Source organism: Spirochaetota bacterium, assembly GCA_026414805.1.
Classification (GTDB): Bacteria; Spirochaetota; UBA4802; order UBA4802; family UB4802; genus UBA4802.
Genome location: JAOAIH010000055.1, coordinates 1 through 22,303, shown reverse-complemented (window position 1 = coordinate 22,303; position 22,303 = coordinate 1). Strand labels below are relative to the sequence as shown.

At 37.8% G+C, this 22,303-nt stretch carries 22 protein-coding genes; 5 read left to right on the top strand and 17 right to left on the bottom strand.

The annotated features are described in order from the left end of the window. Nucleotides 1–253 precede the first annotated feature (253 nt). Nucleotides 254–1,156: an aminotransferase class IV gene (locus N3F66_11145; protein ID MCX8124698.1), complete on the top strand. Its 903-nt coding sequence runs from the start codon at nucleotides 254–256 to the stop codon at nucleotides 1,154–1,156. 2 nt (nucleotides 1,157–1,158) lie between these two features. Here the strand turns inward: N3F66_11145 and N3F66_11140 are convergent, their stop codons facing one another. The 8 genes from N3F66_11140 to N3F66_11105 form a co-directional block, all read right to left on the bottom strand. Further along, nucleotides 1,159–1,935: a ubiquinone/menaquinone biosynthesis methyltransferase gene (locus tag N3F66_11140; GenBank protein MCX8124697.1), complete on the bottom strand. Its 777-nt coding sequence runs from the start codon at nucleotides 1,933–1,935 to the stop codon at nucleotides 1,159–1,161. Then, entirely contained in the window at nucleotides 1,932–3,002 is a 1,071-nt protein-coding gene (locus tag N3F66_11135; protein MCX8124696.1) for a radical SAM protein, read from the bottom strand. The genes N3F66_11140 and N3F66_11135 overlap by 4 nt, the downstream gene beginning before the upstream one ends. Nucleotides 3,003–3,011: 9 nt before the next feature. After that, the gene (locus tag N3F66_11130; GenBank protein MCX8124695.1) at nucleotides 3,012–3,821 is read right to left on the bottom strand and encodes a menaquinone biosynthesis protein; all 810 of its coding nucleotides are present in this window, start codon (nucleotides 3,819–3,821) and stop codon (nucleotides 3,012–3,014) included. 8 nt (nucleotides 3,822–3,829) lie between these two features. Further along, complete coding sequence (locus N3F66_11125) at nucleotides 3,830–4,912, bottom strand: CofH family radical SAM protein (GenBank protein MCX8124694.1); 1,083 nt, start codon at nucleotides 4,910–4,912, stop codon at nucleotides 3,830–3,832. Beyond that, nucleotides 4,893–5,495, bottom strand: coding sequence for a UbiX family flavin prenyltransferase (locus N3F66_11120; protein ID MCX8124693.1), 603 nt, complete (start codon nucleotides 5,493–5,495; stop codon nucleotides 4,893–4,895). The genes N3F66_11125 and N3F66_11120 overlap by 20 nt, the downstream gene beginning before the upstream one ends. 284 nt (nucleotides 5,496–5,779) lie before the next feature. After that, complete coding sequence (ubiA, locus tag N3F66_11115; protein MCX8124692.1) at nucleotides 5,780–6,625, bottom strand: putative 4-hydroxybenzoate polyprenyltransferase; 846 nt, start codon at nucleotides 6,623–6,625, stop codon at nucleotides 5,780–5,782. Then, entirely contained in the window at nucleotides 6,615–8,057 is a 1,443-nt protein-coding gene (locus tag N3F66_11110; protein MCX8124691.1) for a menaquinone biosynthesis decarboxylase, read from the bottom strand. Before N3F66_11110 ends, ubiA begins: the two co-directional genes overlap by 11 nt. A 149-nt stretch (nucleotides 8,058–8,206) precedes the next feature. Further along, nucleotides 8,207–10,069, bottom strand: a complete 1,863-nt coding sequence (locus N3F66_11105) for an acyl-CoA dehydrogenase (protein ID MCX8124690.1) — start codon at nucleotides 10,067–10,069, stop codon at nucleotides 8,207–8,209. A 375-nt stretch (nucleotides 10,070–10,444) separates the two neighbouring features. Here N3F66_11105 and N3F66_11100 point away from each other — a divergent pair, with 375 nt between their 5' ends. Both N3F66_11100 and N3F66_11095 read left to right on the top strand, forming a co-directional pair. After that, the gene (locus N3F66_11100; protein ID MCX8124689.1) at nucleotides 10,445–10,558 is read left to right on the top strand and encodes an LPXTG cell wall anchor domain-containing protein; all 114 of its coding nucleotides are present in this window, start codon (nucleotides 10,445–10,447) and stop codon (nucleotides 10,556–10,558) included. 419 nt (nucleotides 10,559–10,977) lie between these two features. Next, nucleotides 10,978–12,657, top strand: coding sequence for a long-chain fatty acid--CoA ligase (locus N3F66_11095; GenBank protein ID MCX8124688.1), 1,680 nt, complete (start codon nucleotides 10,978–10,980; stop codon nucleotides 12,655–12,657). Nucleotides 12,658–12,691: 34 nt separating this feature from the next. Here the strand turns inward: N3F66_11095 and N3F66_11090 are convergent, their stop codons facing one another. After that, nucleotides 12,692–13,387: a hypothetical protein gene (locus tag N3F66_11090; protein ID MCX8124687.1), complete on the bottom strand. Its 696-nt coding sequence runs from the start codon at nucleotides 13,385–13,387 to the stop codon at nucleotides 12,692–12,694. Between the two features lie 459 nt (nucleotides 13,388–13,846). On the opposite strand from N3F66_11090, the gene N3F66_11085 reads away from it, so the two are divergent. After that, nucleotides 13,847–15,295, top strand: a complete 1,449-nt coding sequence (locus tag N3F66_11085) for a S1 RNA-binding domain-containing protein (GenBank protein MCX8124686.1) — start codon at nucleotides 13,847–13,849, stop codon at nucleotides 15,293–15,295. A 6-nt stretch (nucleotides 15,296–15,301) separates the two neighbouring features. Beyond that, nucleotides 15,302–16,123 (top strand): hypothetical protein, encoded by an 822-nt coding sequence (locus N3F66_11080; GenBank protein ID MCX8124685.1) that lies wholly within the window; start codon nucleotides 15,302–15,304, stop codon nucleotides 16,121–16,123. On the opposite strand, the gene N3F66_11075 is transcribed toward N3F66_11080, so the two are convergent. From N3F66_11075 to N3F66_11040, 8 genes are all read right to left on the bottom strand, one after another. After that, the gene (locus tag N3F66_11075; protein ID MCX8124684.1) at nucleotides 16,124–16,792 is read right to left on the bottom strand and encodes a Sua5/YciO/YrdC/YwlC family protein; all 669 of its coding nucleotides are present in this window, start codon (nucleotides 16,790–16,792) and stop codon (nucleotides 16,124–16,126) included. Further along, nucleotides 16,758–17,303, bottom strand: a complete 546-nt coding sequence (locus N3F66_11070; GenBank protein MCX8124683.1) for a DUF501 domain-containing protein — start codon at nucleotides 17,301–17,303, stop codon at nucleotides 16,758–16,760. The genes N3F66_11075 and N3F66_11070 overlap by 35 nt, the downstream gene beginning before the upstream one ends. Nucleotides 17,304–17,330: 27 nt before the next feature. Beyond that, on the bottom strand, nucleotides 17,331–17,660 hold the full coding sequence (locus tag N3F66_11065; GenBank protein MCX8124682.1) for a hypothetical protein: 330 nt from the start codon (nucleotides 17,658–17,660) through the stop codon (nucleotides 17,331–17,333). Nucleotides 17,661–17,745: 85 nt separating this feature from the next. Beyond that, nucleotides 17,746–19,038, bottom strand: a complete 1,293-nt coding sequence (gene eno / locus N3F66_11060; GenBank protein MCX8124681.1) for a phosphopyruvate hydratase — start codon at nucleotides 19,036–19,038, stop codon at nucleotides 17,746–17,748. 127 nt (nucleotides 19,039–19,165) lie between these two features. Then, a complete protein-coding gene (locus N3F66_11055) occupies nucleotides 19,166–20,068 on the bottom strand; it encodes a hypothetical protein (protein ID MCX8124680.1) in 903 nt (300 codons plus the stop codon). A 16-nt stretch (nucleotides 20,069–20,084) separates the two neighbouring features. Further along, nucleotides 20,085–20,411, bottom strand: coding sequence for a hypothetical protein (locus N3F66_11050; protein MCX8124679.1), 327 nt, complete (start codon nucleotides 20,409–20,411; stop codon nucleotides 20,085–20,087). A 583-nt stretch (nucleotides 20,412–20,994) separates the two neighbouring features. After that, complete coding sequence (locus N3F66_11045; protein MCX8124678.1) at nucleotides 20,995–21,432, bottom strand: hypothetical protein; 438 nt, start codon at nucleotides 21,430–21,432, stop codon at nucleotides 20,995–20,997. Nucleotides 21,433–22,071: 639 nt separating this feature from the next. Beyond that, nucleotides 22,072–22,303 (bottom strand): hypothetical protein (locus N3F66_11040; GenBank protein ID MCX8124677.1); only part of this gene is annotated, 232 nt, incomplete at its 5' end.

Here is a 22,303-nt window from a genome sequence, read left to right as displayed (position 1 = left end):
GTAACCTGCCTGTTCATTATCATAGTTGAACAGATCCTCGTTCCACCGCAACTATTTTGACTTTTTTATCATTCCTCATTATCTACTAATTTACTTCTCATTGTTACGAATAGATTAATGACTATATTATTGCAACTTAATAACAAATTTTAGTTTATTGATTTGACTTTGTATATAATTATGTGTTACATGCGTTTTTTACTCATAATGTGATGCATCATACTAAATCACAAACATCGTAAAGGTAGTGCGTATGCAAGCATGGATAAATGGATCATTGACTGACATTCATAATGCTAAAGTTTCACTGCTTTCACACAGTTTCAGCAGGGGAACAGCTATATTTGAAGTATTGGAGATAGTTACCAATAAAAGCGGCAGTGCACTGTTAGGATTACACCAGCACTGTGAGCGGTTTTTTAACAGCGCAAAGGCAATGCACATCAATGTACAGCACAATGAAAATGAGCTAACAGAAGCAATAGTAACTTGTGCAAAAGCGAATAACGTAACACATGGTCTTGTGAAATTTTTTGCATATTTTGATGATGACCTAGAGTTTACCATTATTCCCCGCTCAGGTAAGATTTCACTTGCGGTTTTTTGTATTGATTATAAAGCGCTAAAGCTCAATATTGAAGAGCTATCAAAACCAGCACGTGCACATATTGTAAGCTACCGAAAGATTGACCCAACAACAGTTCCGGTACATGCCAAAGTTACAGGAAATTATGTAAACAGCTACCTTGCTCAGATGGAAGCAAAAAATAAAGGGTACACTGATGCTATTCTTGTTGACACTAACGGCAATATTGCTGAAGCGGCAACTGCAAACATTTTCTTTGTGCAGAATAATTGCCTTTATACACCCACACTGGATTCAATTATGCCGGGTGTAACACGTATGATAGTTCTTGATATTGCACGCTATGATAACATCCCCGCAGAAGAATGCAACATTCCTGCTGTAAGTATTAATAGGTTTTCTGAAGCATTTTTTAGCGGTAGTGTCAATAACATCCAGCCAATTGAAAGCATTGATGCTATTTCATTTAGTCCAGTTCCCGGAGCTATCACACAAACAATACAGCAGAAAGTAACCAGCCTGATTGACGGCAACCATCCATTGTCCAAGAAATATCTGTACTATTTCTAATTCTAATGAATGATTACACTGTTAGAATGAGAATGCTTTGACAACGGCAACGAAAGAAATGATGTGTCCACTGGCGGCTTTTTGCTTATATACATAGTAGCTATGCTTAACGTCATAGATTTACACTGAATGTCTATAAAACCATGTTTTTCCTGCATTGCCGTCAAGGTGAGAGGGTCAATAAATGTGTGTATTGTTTTTGATAGGTATCTATAAGCATTGAAACTTCCAGCAATAATTCCGCCTACAATTGGCAATATAGTATAAAGATAAAAGAAGTATAACAACCTGAAAATATTATACCGTGGACGTGTGAGTTCCAGAATAATAAATGTACCACCAGGTCTTAAGACTCTATACACCTCTTCAAGGAATATATCAATGTCGGGTATATTTCGAATACCAAATGACACACAAACTTTGGTAAAAATTGCATCTTTGAACGGCAATCGTGATGCATCTGCAACGGTTGCCAGTTCATCAATATTTCCCTTTTCCCGTCCCTTCTGAATCATATTATACGAAAAATCAAGCGACACTACATGAGCACCAGTTGCACGGATCAGCGCTGAAAGATCCCCTGTGCCACAACAGATATCCAGCACAACATCTTTTTGTGAACATTCACACTGCTCTACAACCTTTTTGCGCCACAACTGGTCAATACCAAACGATAAAATACGGTTTGCTCTGTCATACCCATCAACAATTGCATCAAACATTGAACGTATTTTTGCTTTTCGCCCATGAGGGTTATCATTGTCAACCTGATACTTCATGAATATCTCCTGATAGGCCTGTATTTTGAATCACGCTGCAACGGGATTTTTCCTGCATTAATAATTATATCACATAATTGTTCTAAATTGGTAGTTGTAGTAACACCTGTTGCTTTTACAACCTTTTCCTCCATCAGGATGCCACCCATATCGTTTGCACCCATGGCAAGTGCTATCTGCGCAAGTCCCATCCCCTCAGTGAGCCATCCTGCATGCAGATAGGGGATGTTGTCCAGAAAAATTCGGGCAATAGCAACAGTTTTTAAATAATCAATGCCCGTTGCAGGAATAACGTCTTCCATATAGGTGCCTTTTGGCGAAAACGACCACGGTATAAAACCCATAATGATGCCAGTTTCATCCTGCATTTGGCGCACCACTTCAAGATGCTCTATGCGCTGGGATAGCGTCTCGCCCATGCCGTAGGTCATAGTTGCGGTTGTGTGCATGCCATGGCGCTTTATTGAACGCACCACATCACACCACTGTTGTACTGTTATTTTACGCGGGCTAACCCTGTTGCGAACATCATCAACAAGCAGGTCAGAGGCTCCCGGTATTGAATCAAGCCCGGCGTTTTGCAACGTACCGATAACTTCATCAATACTGCAATTGCTTTGTTTTGCTATATGCACTATTTCAGATGGTGAAAATGAATGTAAATATATAGAAGGAAAATGCTGTTTGATTGTTTTGACAATATCTACATAGTGTGGCAGAATATACTCAGGATGAAGCCCACCTTGCAGCATTACCTGCGTGCCACCAATTGCAACAAGCTCCTCAATTTTTTGCAAAATTTCATCCATAGTAAGATCGTATGGTGGTATTTTGCCTGCCCGCGCATGAAACGCACAGAAGTTACACATTGCCACACACCTGTTGGAATAATTAATGATGCGGTCTATGACGAATCCAACCTCATTTCCTGGCACTATTTTCTCACGGCGCATGTCCGCAAGAGGTCCTAAGGTTGCAATATCGCATTGAAAAAGAATTTCGGCATCGTGAGAATCTATTCGCCGGTGGTCAAGGATAGCATTAATTATTGTGTCAATGGATTTCATATATAGTAACTATCGCCCAAAAAATTGTAATGATGAAACAGGCGGCAATAACTGCAACTGCCAGGCCATTGCATAATACTGCATTAATGCTTCTTTAAGCTTTTCAGTAAATTCAAATTTTAGCAGGGTATAGTAATGTGCAATATCATAAGCAATATCGGGATACCGCTGCCGGGCTTTTGCAATCAAGTCGGCAGGATTTGTATTCAAAGTGTCAAGTGAGGTGCGGTATGATGCACACACATCATTAATGATGTCATTGTACCGGGTGATAGCGTCACTTCGCACTGCAAACACAGCAAAGACTACCGGGTAACCAGTCTTCTGTAGCCACAGGTCACCAAGGTCATAGATATATGGCACGGGCTCCTGCTCATGCATCATTGCTTCATTGCCAATAACAAGCTTTGCATCAATATCACCCAATGTTGCAAAGGGATCAGAGCTCACATAGTGCGGAAGTACACCATAAAATTTTTGCAAAAGTATCTTCAAAAGCACCACTGACGTTTGCGATGCATGTGAAAGGCCAACCGTACAGTTGTCAAGCATCTCAATTGGTTTTTTGCTTACAAGAATCACCGAACGTACGTATCCAATTGAGCTTAAACAAAATTGAGGTAAGAGTTTAAGACTGTCCTGCCCCTGTGCATACGCTGCTGATGATATTGGACTCATATCAAGCTTTCCTTCAATAAGCATTTGGTTAAGCTGACTTGGATAGGCAGGCACCACCTCCACACCATTAAGAGGCTTAACATGAAACATATGATAATAAAAAGGGAAACAATTAAGATAGTTAATATAGCCTAATTTCATAAATACCTTCATGTTGTGGGAATATAACTTGCATTCACACGTACTGGTATAAAACCTGCATCTTTTATTATATGCTGTAAAAATGCTTCAGACCCCCATGCAGGCGTCTTGGCACCTGCACTGTGTACCACCTTTTCATCATAGTAGGTTGCACCGATATCATCAACACCGCACTGTAGCAGCACCTGTGCTAACTTTTCCCCCACATACATCCACAATGCCTTGATATGGGGCACATTGTGCAGGTAAATGCGAGCTGTTGCATAGATTCGGATTATATCAAAACCAGTTGGTTCTTTTCGTTTGGCTTTTATTCCTGTGTGCTCCTGATGAAATACCAGAGGTACAAATGTTTTAAATCCGCCTGTTTCATCCTGCAACGTGCGAATTTGCTTTATATGGTCAATTATATGCTGTTCATTTTCAATGTGGTTGAAAAGCATTGTGGCATTGGTTTTTATGCCGTTTCTATGAGCTATTGCCATAACTTCAAGCCAGCGCGTTCCACTAATTTTTTTTGGGGCGATAGTTCCCCTCACCTCAGGTGCAAAGATTTCAGCACCACCGCCAGGAATTGAGCCTAACCCAGCTTTCCTCAACCGCTGAAACAACTCATCAAGCGGGATATTGAATTTCTTTGACATATAATCGTATTCAACTGCAGTGAACGCTACAATGTGAAGAGCAGGTTTTATAGATTTAATGATTTTCAGCATATCTTCGTAATATGATAATGGAAGATCGGGATGAAGCCCGCCCACAATGTGGACTTCATCAATATCATCTGCAGTTTCAATTTTTTGAGCTATCGCATCCAATGACAACAGATAAGCATCATTATCATCTTTGTTACGTGAAAAAGCGCATAACGGGCACCGTAGTGTGCATATATTGGTATAGTTAAGATTCATATTCACACCATAAAAGACACTGCTCCCATGCAATCTCATTTTAACTTTATGAGCTATGGCAGCAAGCCCCATAATATCAGTGGTTGTAAGCATGGCAAATGCATCATCATCTGATACAGCAATGCCAGCCTCCACTTTTTCGCTGATTGAAATAAGTTTACTATCGCGTATGAGGTTCATTATTCCATCGCTTGTAACAATTGTGTTCAATATGCAGAATGTCCAACACTCTGCCAACTATAAAATTAATAACATCATCAATAGTTTTTGGGAAATTGTAAAATGCTGGCACAGGCATAACTACCGTACACCCATACAGTGCCGCTGTATGTAAATTATTAAGATGTATTCCGCTCATTGGCGTTTCGCGTGGCACAATGATGAGAGTGCGCTTTTCTTTAAGTGCAATATCGCATACACGGTGTATAAGGTTGTCAGCATATCCGCAAGCGATAGCAGCCACTGTCTTCATAGAAGCAGGAATCACTACTGCTGCTTCAAATGGATTGCTGCCGCTTGCAATTGGTGTAAAAAAATCATCAGGTTTATATTCTTTTAGATTATGGAGCAATTGAATATCGATACTGCGCTGCAGCAAAATTTCTTTAACAGTGTGGACGTCAGTTTGCAATTCATACTGCATAACAGGCCAGGCACTTTGCGAAACAATACATGCAACTTCTTTGTTTTTCTGCAATAACTCTTCTATCAGGCGTATACCCAAGATAGCACCACTTGCTCCTGTTATGCACACGATTATCATAGAATTAATTGTATCACAGCCAGCATATTCTTCTAAACTTATTTTTGCAAGCCTTAAACTCTGCGCTCTCTGTGTGATATATTTTTCTCACGCAGAGTTCGCTGAGATCACAGAGCTTGGGGAGATTGTAGTTCTTTTGCAACCCTCTTTCACTCCGTGTACCCCGCGCTCTCTGCGTGATGTTCCATTTTTTTTCGCAAAGTTCGCTGAGATCACAGAGTTTAGGGAGATTGAAAATATTTTTCTAGCAATTATTTCGCGTACTCTGCCATCTTTGTGTGAATTCACATAATGAAAAACACATCAACAAACGTTGAAATAAAGAGCACCGGCGATATGAACGAATTTACCTTGAAAAATTCCTTTATGGCATGCTCTAAATCCTTGCTCCGTGCAAGCTTTTGCTGGTAGATAAAAATTATTCCCACACAGAGCACTCCAATCCAGTATGCTTCTTTGCGTGAAGTTATTACCCCGGCTGCAATAAGTGATGCAAATGACAGAACATATAGCAATGCTGAAATGATAAGCGCCTTATCCTTTCCATATTGTGCAGGTATTGAGTGTAAGCCTTCATTACGGTCAAAATCTATATCAAGCAGTGCATACACCACATCAAGCCCAGCAATCCACGTCATAATGGCAAATCCCAATATAAACGGAATCAAAGCAAATTCGCCTGTTGTTGCAAGATACCCTCCAATTGGTGCAGCTGCTTCCACAAATCCTAAATACAGATGTGAAGCTGATGAAAACCGTTTGAAATATGAGTAGCTTATTAAAAGAGCTATCGCCACAAATGAAAGATAAAAACACAACATATTGAGCATATACGATGCAAATACAAACACCACACAAGATACAACAGCAGCGCGCAGTACTTCCTGTCGTGTTACCTCACCTCTTGGCAACAGCCTATCCTTTGTGCGAGGATTTTTGGCATCGATATCAGCATCAATAACGCGATTAAAGCACATCCCGGCAGTACGCGCGGCAACCAGTGCAACAGATGCAAATATCCATGTTGAAATCTTTCCACCTCCAGCAAAAAGAATTCCTAAATATGCAAACGGTAGCGCAAACACCGTCTGTTCAATCATAATAAGTTGCGATAGCTTTTTAAAATCCATACTCCTTCCACCTCTTTGTTACACGCTCAATAATATCATCTGACATTTTAATTTCTTTAGGCCAATCACGGCCCATACCTTCTTCTTTTGTTTTGCGCGTTGCATCAATGCCCATCTTGCCACCAAAATTTGCAAACGGTGCCGAATGGTCAAGCGCGTCCAGTGGGCCTTCTACAATCATCAAATCTCGGCGTGGATCAACATTGTTTAAAAGCTTCCACACCACTGTGCTGTAATCCCTAAGATTAATATCATCATCAAATACAGCGATATATTTGGTTGAAGCCATCTGACCCAATCCCCACAGGGCATTGATAACTTTCTTGGCCTGCCCAGGATATTCTTTTTTTATTGATACAAGCGCACAGTTATGAAACACTCCTTCAAGCGGAAGCTCAATATCTACAATCTCAGGTACAAGCATTTTTAAAAACGGCAGGAATATCCGCTCTGTTGCTTTTGCCATGTAGCAGTCTTCCATTGGTGGCTTACCCACAATTGTAGCCGGATACACAGGATTATCGCGCGTGGTGATGCAGGTAACGTGAAACACTGGATAGCGGTCTGCAGCAGAATAAAACCCTGTGTGGTCGCCAAACGGGCCCTCAATAGTTTCATCACCGGGATCAACATACCCTTCTATGATAAACTCAGCTTCTGCCGGCACCAATAAATCCACTGTCCTTGCTTTCACAAGTTCAACGCTTTCACCTTCCAGAAATCCTGCAAACAGCATTTCATCAATGTCAGGTGGCAATGGCGCTGTTGCAGCATACGTTATTGCAGGACTACCTCCAAGGGCCACTGCAACCGGCATACGTTGCTGCAACTGACAGTATTTGCGGTAATGGCGTGCACCATCCTTGTTGTACTGCCAGTGCATACCAGTAGATGTGTTATTAAACTTGTGCATGCGATACATGCCTGCATTTTGAATTCCTGTCTCAGGGTCTTTGGTGATGACAATGGGAAGTGTAATAAATGGCCCACCATCGTTTGGCCAGCAGGTTAAAATTGGAAGTGCATCAAGCAGTGCACCTTCTTTAATTATGTGTGCCTGACATGGCGCTTTGCTGACTTCTTTTGGCATTATCTTTGCAATATCTTTCAATGTCAAAAGCGCCTTAATCTTTTCGGTAATGGTTTTTGGAGGCTGCATAGTGATGAGGTTGTAAATTTTTTGCCCAATCTCATCAAATGAATTGCAGTGCAGTGCCATCTGCATTCTTTTATAGCTGCCAAATGCATTGATGAGCACAGGATATGCTGAACCTTTCACTCTTTCAAAAAGCAAGGCAGGTCCATAACTTTTGCTCATCCTGTCAGCAATTTCAGTAATTTCTAAATACGGATCAACTTCTGTTTTAATACGTTTAAGCTCACCAGCGTGTTCTAACGCAGCAATGAAATTTTGAAGATTTTTATATGCCACTGTTTCCTCATTTTCACATTAGTAATTAGTAACTATCGGCCACAAAAATAAACTTTGTGCAACTATTTTTTATTTGTGCGATAGCTCATAACAAAAAGCGGGCTTATTGCAAGCCCGCTTTTCTTTTTGTGCCAAAAACAACAACCTGTTTACTCTATCGCAAAACTTTCTTCCGGAATGTCAAGCATTGAAAGATTCTGGCTCTTGATTGCCTTTGCATACGAATGTGCATGTGGCAATACATGCGTAATGTAATAACGCGCACTGTGTATTTTGCCACAGTAAAATGCTGCATCTTTATGGTCCTTTGCTAACTGTGCAATTGCTTTTTTGTCATTTGCATCAACATTATATTGCTTGCAAATTTCGTCAAGCTTTTCATAGGCTATGCCACTCTGCCAAAATAACAGCCATCCCAATGCAACAGTGCCCATAAGATTTAAGAAAGGATATGCATTGCTGATTGGGATAAGGAACTTGCCTTCCTTACCACACTGTACAAAGAACATGCCCATATCTGCCAGTAAATTCACCGCATCCTGTACATCTTTTGAAATATCAGCAAGCCGCGGGTTGTCTTTGTAGCGTGCCAGAGTTTTGTTAATTTCACCAAGAAAATTAATAAAGTTTGCTCCTTTGTTTTGCGACATCTTTCGGCCAACAAGGTCAAGTGCCTGTATTCCGTTTGTGCCTTCATAGATTGAAGCAATTTTTAAATCACGCATAAACTGTTCCACTGGATAGTCCTGGCAGTAGCCATAGCCACCGTAAATTTGAATAGCAAGCTCTGTTACTCTGAAACCCATATCAGTGCAATATGCCTTGGTGATAGGGACAAGCAGTTCCATAATACCATGCCATTTTTCAGCTTCCTGGCCTTCGCTTGCTTCTTTGCGGTCAATAGCAAGTGCACACAAATATACCAGTGCACGCATTCCCTCAACATGGGATTTCATCCACAATAGCATTCTGCGAACATCGGGGTGATTAATGATAGAAACACGTGGTGCTTCAGGATTCTGCATGTTGAAAAGGTCTGCACCCTGCTTACGTTCTTTTGCATAGTTTAATGCATGCAGGTATGCAATAGAAGCAGTCCCCAACCCCTGCAGTCCCATGCCAAGACGGGCTTCATTCATCATCTGGAACATTATCTTCATACCCTGACGTGGCTGACCTAAGAGTTCAGCGTAGCAGTTGCCGTTATCGCCAAAACTCATTGAACAGGTAGCACTCCCTTTTAATCCCATCTTATGTTCAATTCCTGTAATAGTGATGTCATTTTTCCTACCCAGGGTGCCATCATCATTAACCAGATATTTTGGTACAAGAAATATTGATATGCCACTGGTGCCTGCTGGGTCGCCTTCAATTCGTGCCAGTACTGGATGGATTATGTTTTCAAAAAGGTCTGAATCCCCACCAGAAATGAAAATCTTGCTTCCAACTATTTTGTATGTACCATCAGGCTGTGGTATGGCTTTAGTTTTTAAATTACCTACATCAGAACCTGCTTCAGGTTCGGTTAACACCATGGTGCCACCCCATTTCCCTTCATACATTTTGTACATATATTTATTTTTCTGCTCTTCAGTTCCATACACTTCAATGAGGTGTGCTGCACCTACTGCAGCTTCAGGGTAAAGCAAAAAGCCCATGTTGAACACATAGTATTCACGTGCAGCTAGATCAATAACATACGGAAAACCCTGACCACCAGCTTGCGGTGATACTGCCATGGTAAAAAGGCCACTATCGTTCATAATTTTGTGCAGATGATGATAGCACTTTGGAACCTTAACCTGACCATCAATCAGTTTTGCCCCTTCTCTATCCCCTTCCATGTATTTTGGCAACACTTCCTCTTCGGATATTCGCTTTGACAAATCAATTGCCATATCAAACATATCCTTTGAGTAGTCCGCAAAGCGGGGAGTTGAAAACAATTCCTGTAGTCCTAACATTTCGTACAACACAAATTCCTGATCTCGCCTATCGACTATCAAACCCATAAACAACCTCGTAATTATATTTATTAAAATTTATATATATAAATATAGTGTATATTTTAATCTTCACAATATTTTTATTGTTGTGTAATGAATATCCCTATCCAGAAATGATTCTTTAAAATTATCGTGTAAATGATGACATGTAAATGATGACATGTAAATGATGACATGTAAATGATGACATGTGAATGATGACATGTATAGCATTGTTGTCCAAGACTGTTTGGTTATAAACTATTTTGTATTTTGTTTAAAATTCTGCATTGTATTAATAAATAGCGATTCATCTTTTATTTTTTATTTATTGTTGATTTTTTTATTTACCATCGTATAATACCAAAAAATAAATAGATTACATTTTAATGGAGGATTGCCATGAGTATTCCAATTCCAACAATGTTACATGCGTTTGCTATGATACTAGGTTTTATATTGCTTCTTGTGGCCGCCATCATTTCCACAAAAAAGAAAAACAATCAATGGCTATAAAAACACCTGGGTTATTTAATAACAAAGGGAAAACAGAATATTAAAGATTTTCATAAGTTATCAGGAAAGATAACCATAATTTTAGTTGCAATAACCATCATATTTGGCGTTTTGCGCGTATGGCAGATAGTCAATAAATAAAAAATTTTAGCTTGACATTGTCATATACCTATTGCAACATAACACTGTTATGTATTAATTTATTGGGTTGTAGTCACAGGGGTTGGGCAGGACACACATATTGTATTGCTCCCAAATAATACAAACCCGTGACTTTTGTTGCTTGCCGCTCAACATTTTTCTTATCTTATAACTGCTTACAAGTGCCTAGTCCTATCTCAACGATATTTTGCTACAGCGTATATCCCCTGTGATGATCAAACTATTTTTTTTAATTTTAATGTTTAAAGGAGGTTCCCATGTCATTTGAAAGAATATGGCATAAGAATTATCCCCCACAGGTACCGCGCCAACTTGACTTTGACAAAACAACAATGCCACAGGCATTAACAAGATCTGCCCACAAATTTGCTGAAAATACCGCATTGATTTTTATGGGCAAAAAAATCAATTACGCCACACTTGAGAAGATGGTCAATACGTTTGCTAAAGCACTCAAAGCTCTTGGCGTCAAAAAAGGCAACACTGTTGCTCTTGTTTTGCCCAATATTCCAAATGTAGTCATTGCTAACTATGCAATCTGGCGTATTGGTGCAATAGCAGCACTCAACAATCCACTTTACACAGAGCGCGAGTTACAGTATCAGCTTAATGATTCTGACGCAACTGTAGTTATCACTTTAGATCTGCTTTTACCACGGATTATCAACATTAAGCCCACTACAAAGATACAGCATATCATAACCTGCCACATTAATGACTATCTCCCATTCCCCCTTAAACAGCTATTTCCGTATGTTCGCAAACAGATGTACCGCAAAGTAACGCCATCTGCGGATGTAAGCCAATTCCTTGATTTGATGAAACAGCACGATGACACACCCGTGAACGATGAATCATCATGGGAGGATGTTGCCACATTGCTATACACCGGAGGTACCACTGGCACCAGTAAAGGAGTTATGCTGACACATGCCAACATGTCATGTAATGTGCAACAACTGAGAAGCTGGTTTTATGATCTCAAAGAAGGTGATGGGAGTATGCTTGGCATTTTTCCCTTTTTCCACTCAGCAGGATTTACAGGAATTCAGAATCTTACCATCTGGGGTGGATGGACTGATATACTTATCCCGCGGCCAGAACCTGGTGTCATCATTGAACAAATTAAGAAGTTTAAACCAACCTTTGTGCCTGGCGTTCCCACAATATTCATAGGTCTTTTGAACAACCCTGAATTTAGAAAAATGGATTTGAGTTTTATCAAAGGGTTTATTGCTGGAGCAGCCCCTCTACCTGTTGAAACTATTAAACAGCTGAAAGAGTTAACTGGTGGCGACATCATCAACATATATGGCCTGACCGAGATTTCGCCAATGGGCACTGGATCACCATGGAAAGGCAATATAAAGCCCGGTACTGTGGGAATACCGTTACCCAGCACAGATATTAAAATCGTTGATGTGGAATCCGGTATAAAAGAAATGGACATTGGTCAGTCAGGCGAAATATGCTTCAAAGGACCTCAGGTGATGAAAGGATACTATAAAAAACCTGAAGAGACTGCAGCCGTGTTAAAGGATGGTTGGCTGTACACTGGAGACATTGGAACAATGGATGAAGATGGATACCTTACAATAGTTGATCGTAAAAAGGATATGATAATTTCCAGCGGTTATAACATTTTCCCACTTGAGATTGATGAAATACTATTCCAGCATCCCAAGATTCTTGAAGCGTGCACAATTGGTGTTCCTGATCCATATCGTGGGGAAGTCCCCAAAGCGTTTGTGGTAGTTAAACCGGGTGAACAATTAACCAAAGAGGAGATTATTGCCTATTGCAAAGAAAAATTAGCTCCTTATAAAGTACCAAAAGATATTGAATTCATTGATGCATTGCCAAAGAGTGCAATAGGCAAAATTCTACGGAAAGAAGTACGTCAAATGGAAAGGAAAAAGTGTGAACAGATAGCATGAAATCAAAAGGGCGGGTTTTACACCCGCCTTTTTTTTAATAATATTTTGTAGAATCCTTTAAGAATTCGGTCATTGTGCTATCAACATCCTTCATGCCTTTATAATAGGTCTCAGCTATGCTCAAAAGCACATCATAAAAATACATCAAATGTGGTATATAGAATTCTCGCTTAAGCTGATTCTGTATTGGGAATGCTGTTGAGTTTTTTACTTCCGAAAGCTTTTTATCAGTTAATATCACCTTGTTTTCTCTAATATAGGTAAAGACAATATCATCAGTGCCTAATGCAGTAGGAGTTGGATCAACAATTTTTACTTCTGAAACTGTATTTTCATAATAATTTTCTTCTCTTATGATTGATTCCAGTTTGCTCACCGTTGTCCCATTAGTGTAAATTTTAATGGACTTTAATTTTTTTATCTTTATTTTATTGGGCACCAGATCGTCCTTAACAAAAAAATGCTTTTCCAGATAGATAAAATCATTACCCTGTGAATATGATATCTGAAATGGCAGTAACCTGATATCCTTGATAGACATTAATTTATATTTGGCTATTGTGTCCTCTATTCTTTTACAAAATGTAAGAATCTGCTGATCAAGCTGTTTTCCTTCATTTACAATCATTTCAGATTCCAGTGAATCTTTCTTTGCTTCCTGAGAAAATACACCTGATGATACTATCATTGTTATAATCATAATAATCACGATGAAATACTGTTTACGCATTCATATCCTCCGATTAAATTTTAAGAAGATTTTCTACCAATTGTATAGCATACAATGAAAATTTAAACAAAAATTTGTTATACCGTGCGTTGTTTATCTAATTATCGTTACCATTACCTTATTTTGTTAATAAAATTAATTGGGATACTATCATATACGTCATGCTGAACTTGTTTCAGCATCTCAATGCAGACACGATTCCGGGGCAAGCCCGGAATGACGGTATGGGATGTATGATCCCGGGGCAAGCCATCAATGACACCACTGTAGGTCATGCTGAACTTGTTTCAGCATCTCAATGCAATCAAGATTCCGGGTCAAGACCTCAATGACGGTATGGGGGAAAGAATATTCTGTACCATTCATAGAATGACAGGAAAAAACAATATTGACAATTTTTGGCTCATTGCATAGAGTACAATCCATTACTGATATTAAATAATGCAATAGGGATACTTCATGGCACACATAAATTCCAATGAAAACTCTCACGAAGAAAATTTTTCCCAGTTACTGGAACAATCGTTTATAAAATCTGACAACTTTGCAGTGGGCGATTCTGTTAAGGGAAAAGTAATACTTATAACTGGCGACAGCATATTTGTAGACATCCAATCTAAAAGTGAAGCTGTCATCGATATAAAAGAATTTATTGATGACAAAGGCAACCACTCACTCAAGGTTGGCGATACCATTACCGCATATATTGCAGCCATAAAACGCGGCGAAATAGTACTAACATCTACTATTGGTAAGGGAATTGTTTCACCGGAATTGCTGCACACAGCATACAGAAATCAACTGCCTGTATTTGGTACCGTAAAGCACACAACAAATGGAGGATTTATTGTGTCAATTGGCGGCATACAGGCTTTTTGTCCTCTTTCACAGATTGATACAAAAGTTGTGGAGACCGAAAGTTACCTCAATAAAAGCTTTGAGTTTGCTATCATGCGATATGAACAGCAAGGAAAAAACATCATCCTTTCCCGAAGGTCACTACTTGAAAAAATCAAGGAAGAAACTATTGAGAAGCTGAAACTGCAGTTGAAAGTTGGTGATATAGTGCAGGCAACCGTTGTTCAGGTGCTTGATGCAGGTCTTTTAGCATCGGTACAATCACTGGATGCCTTTGTGCCAAAAAGTGAGCTGTCGCATAGCCGTAAACCAAATCTCAACCAATTTGAAACAGGCCAAACTATAACAGCAAAGATTATCGATATAGATTGGAACAAAGCAAAGATGACATTGAGCATAAAACAAACACTGCCCCAGCCTTGGGATTATGTTAATAAATTTGAAGTTGGTGGTATATATACCGGAGCTATCGCCAAAATAATTAAAAGTGGTGCATTTGTTGAGCTATCAAATGGCCTTGAAGGCTTTATACCCGTTTCACGAATGAGCTATGTGAAAAAAATTCATGACCCACATGAAGTATGTAATGAGGGCGATAGCGTACAGGTTAAAATTATTGATATTGACCATGCTAATAAAAAAATTGCTCTGGAGTTAATCACGGGTGAAGAAAATCCCTGGCTTGCTGCAAATGACTCACTGCGCGATGCAGTCCACAACGCAACTATAGAAGAAATCACTGCAAAGGGTCTAGTTGTTGTGCTACCAAACCAGATGCGCGCATTTGTGCCTCGTGAATACTGTGCAGTTGAAAAAAATGCCGAATTAGCAAAATCCTATCAGGCTGGCAATACTATTAAAGTGGCAGTGGTTACTGTAAATGCAGACGACAGGCGATGCATTGCATCTGAAAAAAAGGCACAGGAAATTGAAGAGCGGCTGTCGTATGAACAATTTATGGCTTCACAATCATCAAGGGGTTCTTCAGCATTTGGTCAGTTGCTTAAACAAAAGTATGAAGAACTGCAAAAGAAATCAAAAAACACGTAATACTGTATGGATAATAACAACACACAAAATGAACTACTAGCATACAGAACATACCTTGAAAACAACATACAGTATATTAATGAAATCAACAAGAAAATTGAACAGCTTATCTTAAAACTGGAAAAGGAGCACATCGGTGTCAAAGATTGCTTTGTGCAGCTTGAAAACCAGATTAATCTTTTGTTAAAAGTATATTCACATTTTACATCGTTGGGTGGATACAGTTATCTGCTTAAATTGAAATCATTAATTGACAAATACCAACAAGTAGCAAACTCTGAAATACAGCTTTCAGCATTGTACTACATCCATTCTAAAATACTTGCATTGCAGGAAGAACAGCTTGCACACTTCCCAGAAATGGCTGTAAAAAAGGCTTTATATGATGAGCAACAGCACACAAAAAAAATTGTACACGATGATCTAGAAAACTGTTCTTACAAATGGATAACATTCAAACGCAACACTATGTGGTTTGTTGTTCTTTTTGACAGCTATCAGTTACTGCATATAAGTGATTTTTCAAAGGTTACGCAACTGTCGCACAACTACTATCAGGCAATATTACATAACAACCCCATCATACTTCGTGACCCACTTAGGCTGGATGAAAAGCCTTCACCAACGGTGCTTGTGGTACAGTATGCACAGGGTACCTACGGTTATATGTATGATGCAATTGGCCGAAAATTAGGAGCTAGCACCAATATCTTGAAACGCAAAGCACAATTATCAGCAAACGCTTCGTTACCGTTATATGGAAGAGTTAGGTTATTTGGCGATAGCTATATATATTTAAAACATGTTGATATGAATCAACCCCGGTAATTATATCTCCTCATCACAGCTTCCAAGATAGTAATATGACTGTATTTCTTCGGATGAAATTTTACCAGCGCGCAATATTTTGAGCTTACCATTAAACAGACTTATGAGTGTTGGTCGGGGGTGGCGCTTGCATAATTCTTCAATGATGACAATGGCATCTACTTTTTTTCCTAACATGCGAATAATATCAGTATGCTTATTTGATCCTTTGGTCATTCTTAAAACATTTGTGGCAAAAAGTGGCTGCCCAGTTGCTTCAATGATTTCCTGTACAAATTTTGTTTTTGGAAAGCGCAGAGCTATCTCCTGTGTTGCATTGTCTTTTCTGGGCACAATTGCTGTCACTTCACCCGGCCATATTCTGTGCAGAAAGTCATATTGGAATTTGGTCACCGTTGCAAGTGATTCAAGCATTTTGAATGAAGCTATCAAGCGCACAAATTTCTTGGATTTGGATTTTATGATATGTCTTAATTTATTCTCTACTGTGGGATTTGCTATGCCAACTATCTCATACTGTGAATCAACCGGGAGTACAACGATGCCATTTTTATGTAAAATCTCAGTAACTTTATGTATGATATCAGCATCTAAGCTGCCATCTTTTTTAAGTTTTTTTACGATTATGATATCATCATTTTTGTAGGGAGACTCTACAAATTGCATCATCGCAATTTACCTTCTGCTGTAATAAATGATACACAATCCTTCCTGCTATATTACTGTCACATATTCTATAGTGTGCGTAATGCAAATGCAAGCATTTTATATGTACTGGTTCCTGCAATCCTCCAATACCTCGTTTTAATATATTGATATATTCATCCTCAATTTCTTTTTGTAAATATTTTTCATATACACTTTTCCTGAAAAAATAAAAATGTGCATGTGCTTTCAGCATTTCACGTTTTAATTCTTCCTCTGAATTGATAAATTTTTCAATTTTTGCAATATATCCTTTATTCTCAAGCTCATGTATTTCATCATTTAAATAGGGGCAGGTCAGCCATAAAATATTTGACAATGACTGATAATCGACAACATCGCCAACTTTAGGCGACAAAAGAACTATCTGCGGGAAGCCAAAATTACACTTATCAAACACACCAGCAACTGCATCAGTAGTGCCTTTAAGCTGCCACTGCAAGACCTGCAGGTCACGGGGAGTCAGAGTGTACATTGGAGGTATCATACAACGCGTATAGTATTATAATCGATTTTTGTGTTTATAGTATAGCAACATTCCAATAATAATCAACAAAGAAAAAGTCAGCCACAATATCCTGCCATATTTAATGTACAGTGCAAACTTTTCACTCCTTGTTGGCATAAGCGATTGTACCTGTTGGTTATGAAAGCGAGTATCCTTAAATTCAAATGCTTTTGCACCTTGAGGGATATAACCTGCGTTAATACTTTCTCTTACCAAAAGATTATCAAGGCTGTCTGCGCGGTTCAATTCTTTGAATTTTTTAATTTCCGCCTGCTTCTGGATAATGGTAAGCTGTATATATTCAATTTCTTTTTGCAGCTTCATCCTCTCCAGTATACCACTGTCACTGAATACAAAGCAGTATATACTGAAGAGGATAAAGGCAATTATAAATAATAAAAACTTATTGTTACGGTTTACCAATGGAATAAAACACCTTCTTCCCGTTAAATTTGGCTGCAGCACCTAACTGCTCTTCAATCCTCAGCAGCTGATTGTACTTTGCAAGCCTATCAGTACGTGATGCTGAGCCAGTCTTAATAAAACCTGTGTTCATGGCAACAGCCAAATCGGCTATTGCAGGGTCTTCTGTTTCGCCAGAACGGTGCGATACTACTGCAGTATAGCCTGCTCGTTTTGTCATTTCAATAGCTTCGATAGTTTCGGTCAATGTTCCAATCTGATTAAGCTTAATCAATACTGAATTAGCTATCCCCTTCTCAATTCCTTTCTTTATAATCTGAGTATTAGTAACAAATATATCATCAGCAACAAGCTGAACTTTATCCTTGCATGTATCGGTCAACAGTTTCCAACCGTCCCAGTCTCCTTCGGCCATTCCATCTTCAATGGATATTATAGGATAGCTCTTGATCCAGCTTTCATATATTGCAACAAGCTCCTGAGATGTCTTCTCAGGTTTTGCTTCTGCTGCCATGATATATTTTCCATTTTTATAGAATTCACTTGCAGCTGAATCTATGGCTAAATAGATATCCTCGCCTGCCTTAAATCCTGCTTCTTTTATTGCTTCCAGTATTACTTCAAACGCTTCGGCATTGGATTTTAAATTGGGTGCAAACCCACCTTCATCACCCACTGCAGTGTTATAGCCCTTCTTTGATAGGACTTTCTTCAATGCATGGAATGTTTCAACTCCCATGCGTAACGCTTCTCTGAAGCTATCAGCACCAACGGGCACTATCATAAATTCCTGTATATCAACATTGTTGTCAGCATGCTTGCCACCATTTAAAATATTCATCATTGGTACCGGCAACTCACACGCTCCTACTCCACCAATGTACTGATACAAAGGCATTCCTAATGTTTCTGCTACTGCTTTTGCACATGCCATTGAAACACCTAATATAGCATTAGCACCCAATTTTGCCTTATTGGGAGTGCCATCAAGATCAATCAAAGTTTTATCTATCTCAATCTGACGCATGGCGTCCATTTCCACGATAGCCCCTGAAATTATTTCATTTACATTCTGTACTGCCTGCAAAACACCTTTGCCATTGTAACGGGATTTGTCACCATCTCGTAGTTCTATTGCTTCATTTTCGCCAGTTGATGCTCCTGATGGTACTGCAAACCTGCCAACAATCCCCGATGAAAGCTCAACATCAACCTCTATTGTAGGATTGCCCCGTGAATCTAAAATTTCGCGTGCATGCACGTCTGTAATTATAGTCATAGTATTACTCCTGTATAAAAATTTTGATTCAATTTATTTAGCCGGTTTATTCAATACAATGTGATTATAAATAGCAAATATATGCAAGAAAATTTTTTACGTGCAGCATAAAGATGTATGCGCTTACTCACTTACTTTCAAACTCTAGGATTGCCAACCCTTCACTATCATCTGCATATAATGTATTTTCAACCTGTGCAATATCGTATATGTAATATGGATACGGATAGTATGTTATTGTAAAATCATTGCCATTACCTGAAATTTCATACAGTTGTCCATCACTTAACACAATAACAGTATGATTGGTGTATGTTACTTTTTGTGGGGGTTTTCCAAGATTAATATGTTTTCTTCTATATATAAAACCTGTTGTTGTGAGCATTATGCCATTTTGTAATGAATGATATTGTATAAAATCTTTACCTATGGGTATCCTATTAATCTTTTTAAATCCAAAATAAATATTGCCATCTGCAATTATCATTATATCACCAGCATCATTCAACAATTCACCATACGTTATACGCTGGTTTCTTTTAATTGCAATTACCCTGTTATCATCGTAATACCATATAGTTATGGTATGATAACCAAAAATGAGCACAGTTGTACCTCTACCGTCTATGGTATGAGCATCATCGTCTACTATAAGGCTTTTTTCTTCTCCACACACCATAACCCGATGCGGTTGCAATAACACTATGGGATACGTAACATCTCTATTATATAAATAACATTTTACGTTGCCTGCTATAAATTCAGCCGGGCCTGCATCAGGGGGTGAATATACACGGTATAGGCTATCATGCAGATGAATACAGGTAGCGTATGCTTTTATTTTATTTTTACTGAAGTACATGTTTTTAGATGTGTTTTCTCCATAAAATTCCTTTAAATGTTTTTCCATAAGTGTATCATCTTGTATTTCTTTTGTATGTTTCAAAACCAATCTGCGATGCAATTTACCTACTGTAACCCTGGGGTTTAACACTGTATGCTCTATTGAATAATAATCTTTTTTACTCACAATAACCCTCAATCTTTCAATATAACGCACATTGTAAGCAAGATTTACGTTTTTTTGGTTGTGTATCATCCATGTCAGCTGATGCAATTTGTTGATGATATAATTTTTGTATCCGCTGTAAATTAATTTCATATTCTTGATCAATACTGGTTCCCCAATAAATTTGTTTCTTATAAAAATGCAATCTATGCAACCTATTAAATCTAAAATACAATAGCGATCCCCATGTAGCTATATTGGCTATAATTAAAAATAACGTTTTGCCAATTATATCGCTTACTATTAAATATATATGAAGCCCAACCAGTAACCCTACAAACGCTTCAGCTTTGTCATCGCTCATATTACACCCTCCTCCCTACTTGTAAAATAGATGAATACTGTGCTCAAATTATAGGCAAAAAAATTTAAATTAAATTTCATGGCATACACTGTACATAACATAACTATAAACTATATAGAATACTATTGGAGGGTCATATAGTGTCCCTGTTTTGTTTTTTTTGTTGTTTGTTAATTAAACATACCCGTTACACTAAACACAGTTGTATTATAAATGCTTTTACATTGCTGCTTTCCTCCTTATTCAAATTTTTGATTTTCTTAGATGGGGTCATTTTGAGCTGGTACAGCACAAAGACAAAGCAGCAGTGTGTAAAGCTCACCTGTTGAAAATTACATCATACAAACAACATGCATTATCCAACAATTTAATATATTTTTCTTGCGGTATAGTGGTAAGATCTATTATTACCGTGTGATTAATTTGACTGGTAAATATATTAAATATAATTTAGAAATTATTCTCAACATTGCAATAGATAGCTATCACTCTAAAAGATATCGCGTCAATGTTATCATATAGTGTTTCAATGGTAAGCAATTTTTCAATGGCGCACAACCACTGTTAACGGCAGTATTTACATTTATAAAAAATAATCCCACCTATTTTTATATTTGTTGCCCAACTTTTTTAATCTACTATATTCAACAACCATTCTATTCCCCTTTGGATTTTTGTAAATGATTGTTTTCCCATCCAATTCTTTATGCCCTTTTTCTAATTCCAATGAAGGCACAATAAAAACATCTGGTACAACATTGGGTTCTTCAATTTTTTTTAGAAAAGAAACAAAGACTAAATAATGGTTTTTATCCTTTTTGTTCCAATTATCAATTGGGAAACATGATGTGTCTTTCAATCCTTTAACATCTATGGTTATTAATTCTTTTTTATTTTCTAAAACAATATCAACAGACTTTTTATTGCCCAATGTTAAGTGAGCATCAATTCCTAACCTATATAGTATTGATAATACATAAAATTCAGCAGCTAAATTTGTGTTATGTTCTCTTTTACCCATATTAATCACCCATATTAATTCTTTTTTAAGTGTCACTTGCCACTAACTTCTTTTTTTACGTCACATTGTGTATATACTACATATTATAAAATGTTCGCATAACATTGTATAATCATATGTTATCATCTATTGTGATATCAATTTCTCAATCATCAAACTGAATTTACACTTTGCGTATAATTTTATTTGATATAATTGTGGGCTATTATAATTACTCATAATTCTAATAAAGTCATACTTAAAATCTTTAGAACTTAAGATCTATCAGTATCTCTATTTTACTGTACATTTTTTTTAATAACTACCACCCAAAATTTCTAGATAGCAAATATCCCGGGCATATTAAAACTTGTGTTATGTCTTTGTGTTTCTCATGTAAATAAATATTTTTGGAAAAGTTTTTATTTCCCAGTAGAACAATGCTCTCTTCAAGTTTTTTTAGACACATTGTAGAGTATTACCATGTACACTTGTGCATGATCGATTCTATTAAAAAAATTGATCGTCAGCTACAAAATATATATCTGAGTTTTACGTCATAGAATCTTTTCCTAATCATAATTGATGATTTTTCTTATATTTAATATGTACAAAATAAAATTATATATTGTCAATTACTTTGTTGCCATATCATATATTTCATTCTTTTCTTACTTTTATTATGCCATCTTCCTCCATCTTTAATACTGTTGTTTTAATTGCATCATTAAGTGTGTCGTTAATATTTGCAAAGGCATTCCCATAACTATGTAATTGTGCTGTCCAGATTTTAATTCCTAAACCAACATCATATAAGTCTGCAATTGCATTTAAATATGGCTTATAAAAATTATATGTTTGAGGTCCACCATACGTTCGCGCACTGTACGAA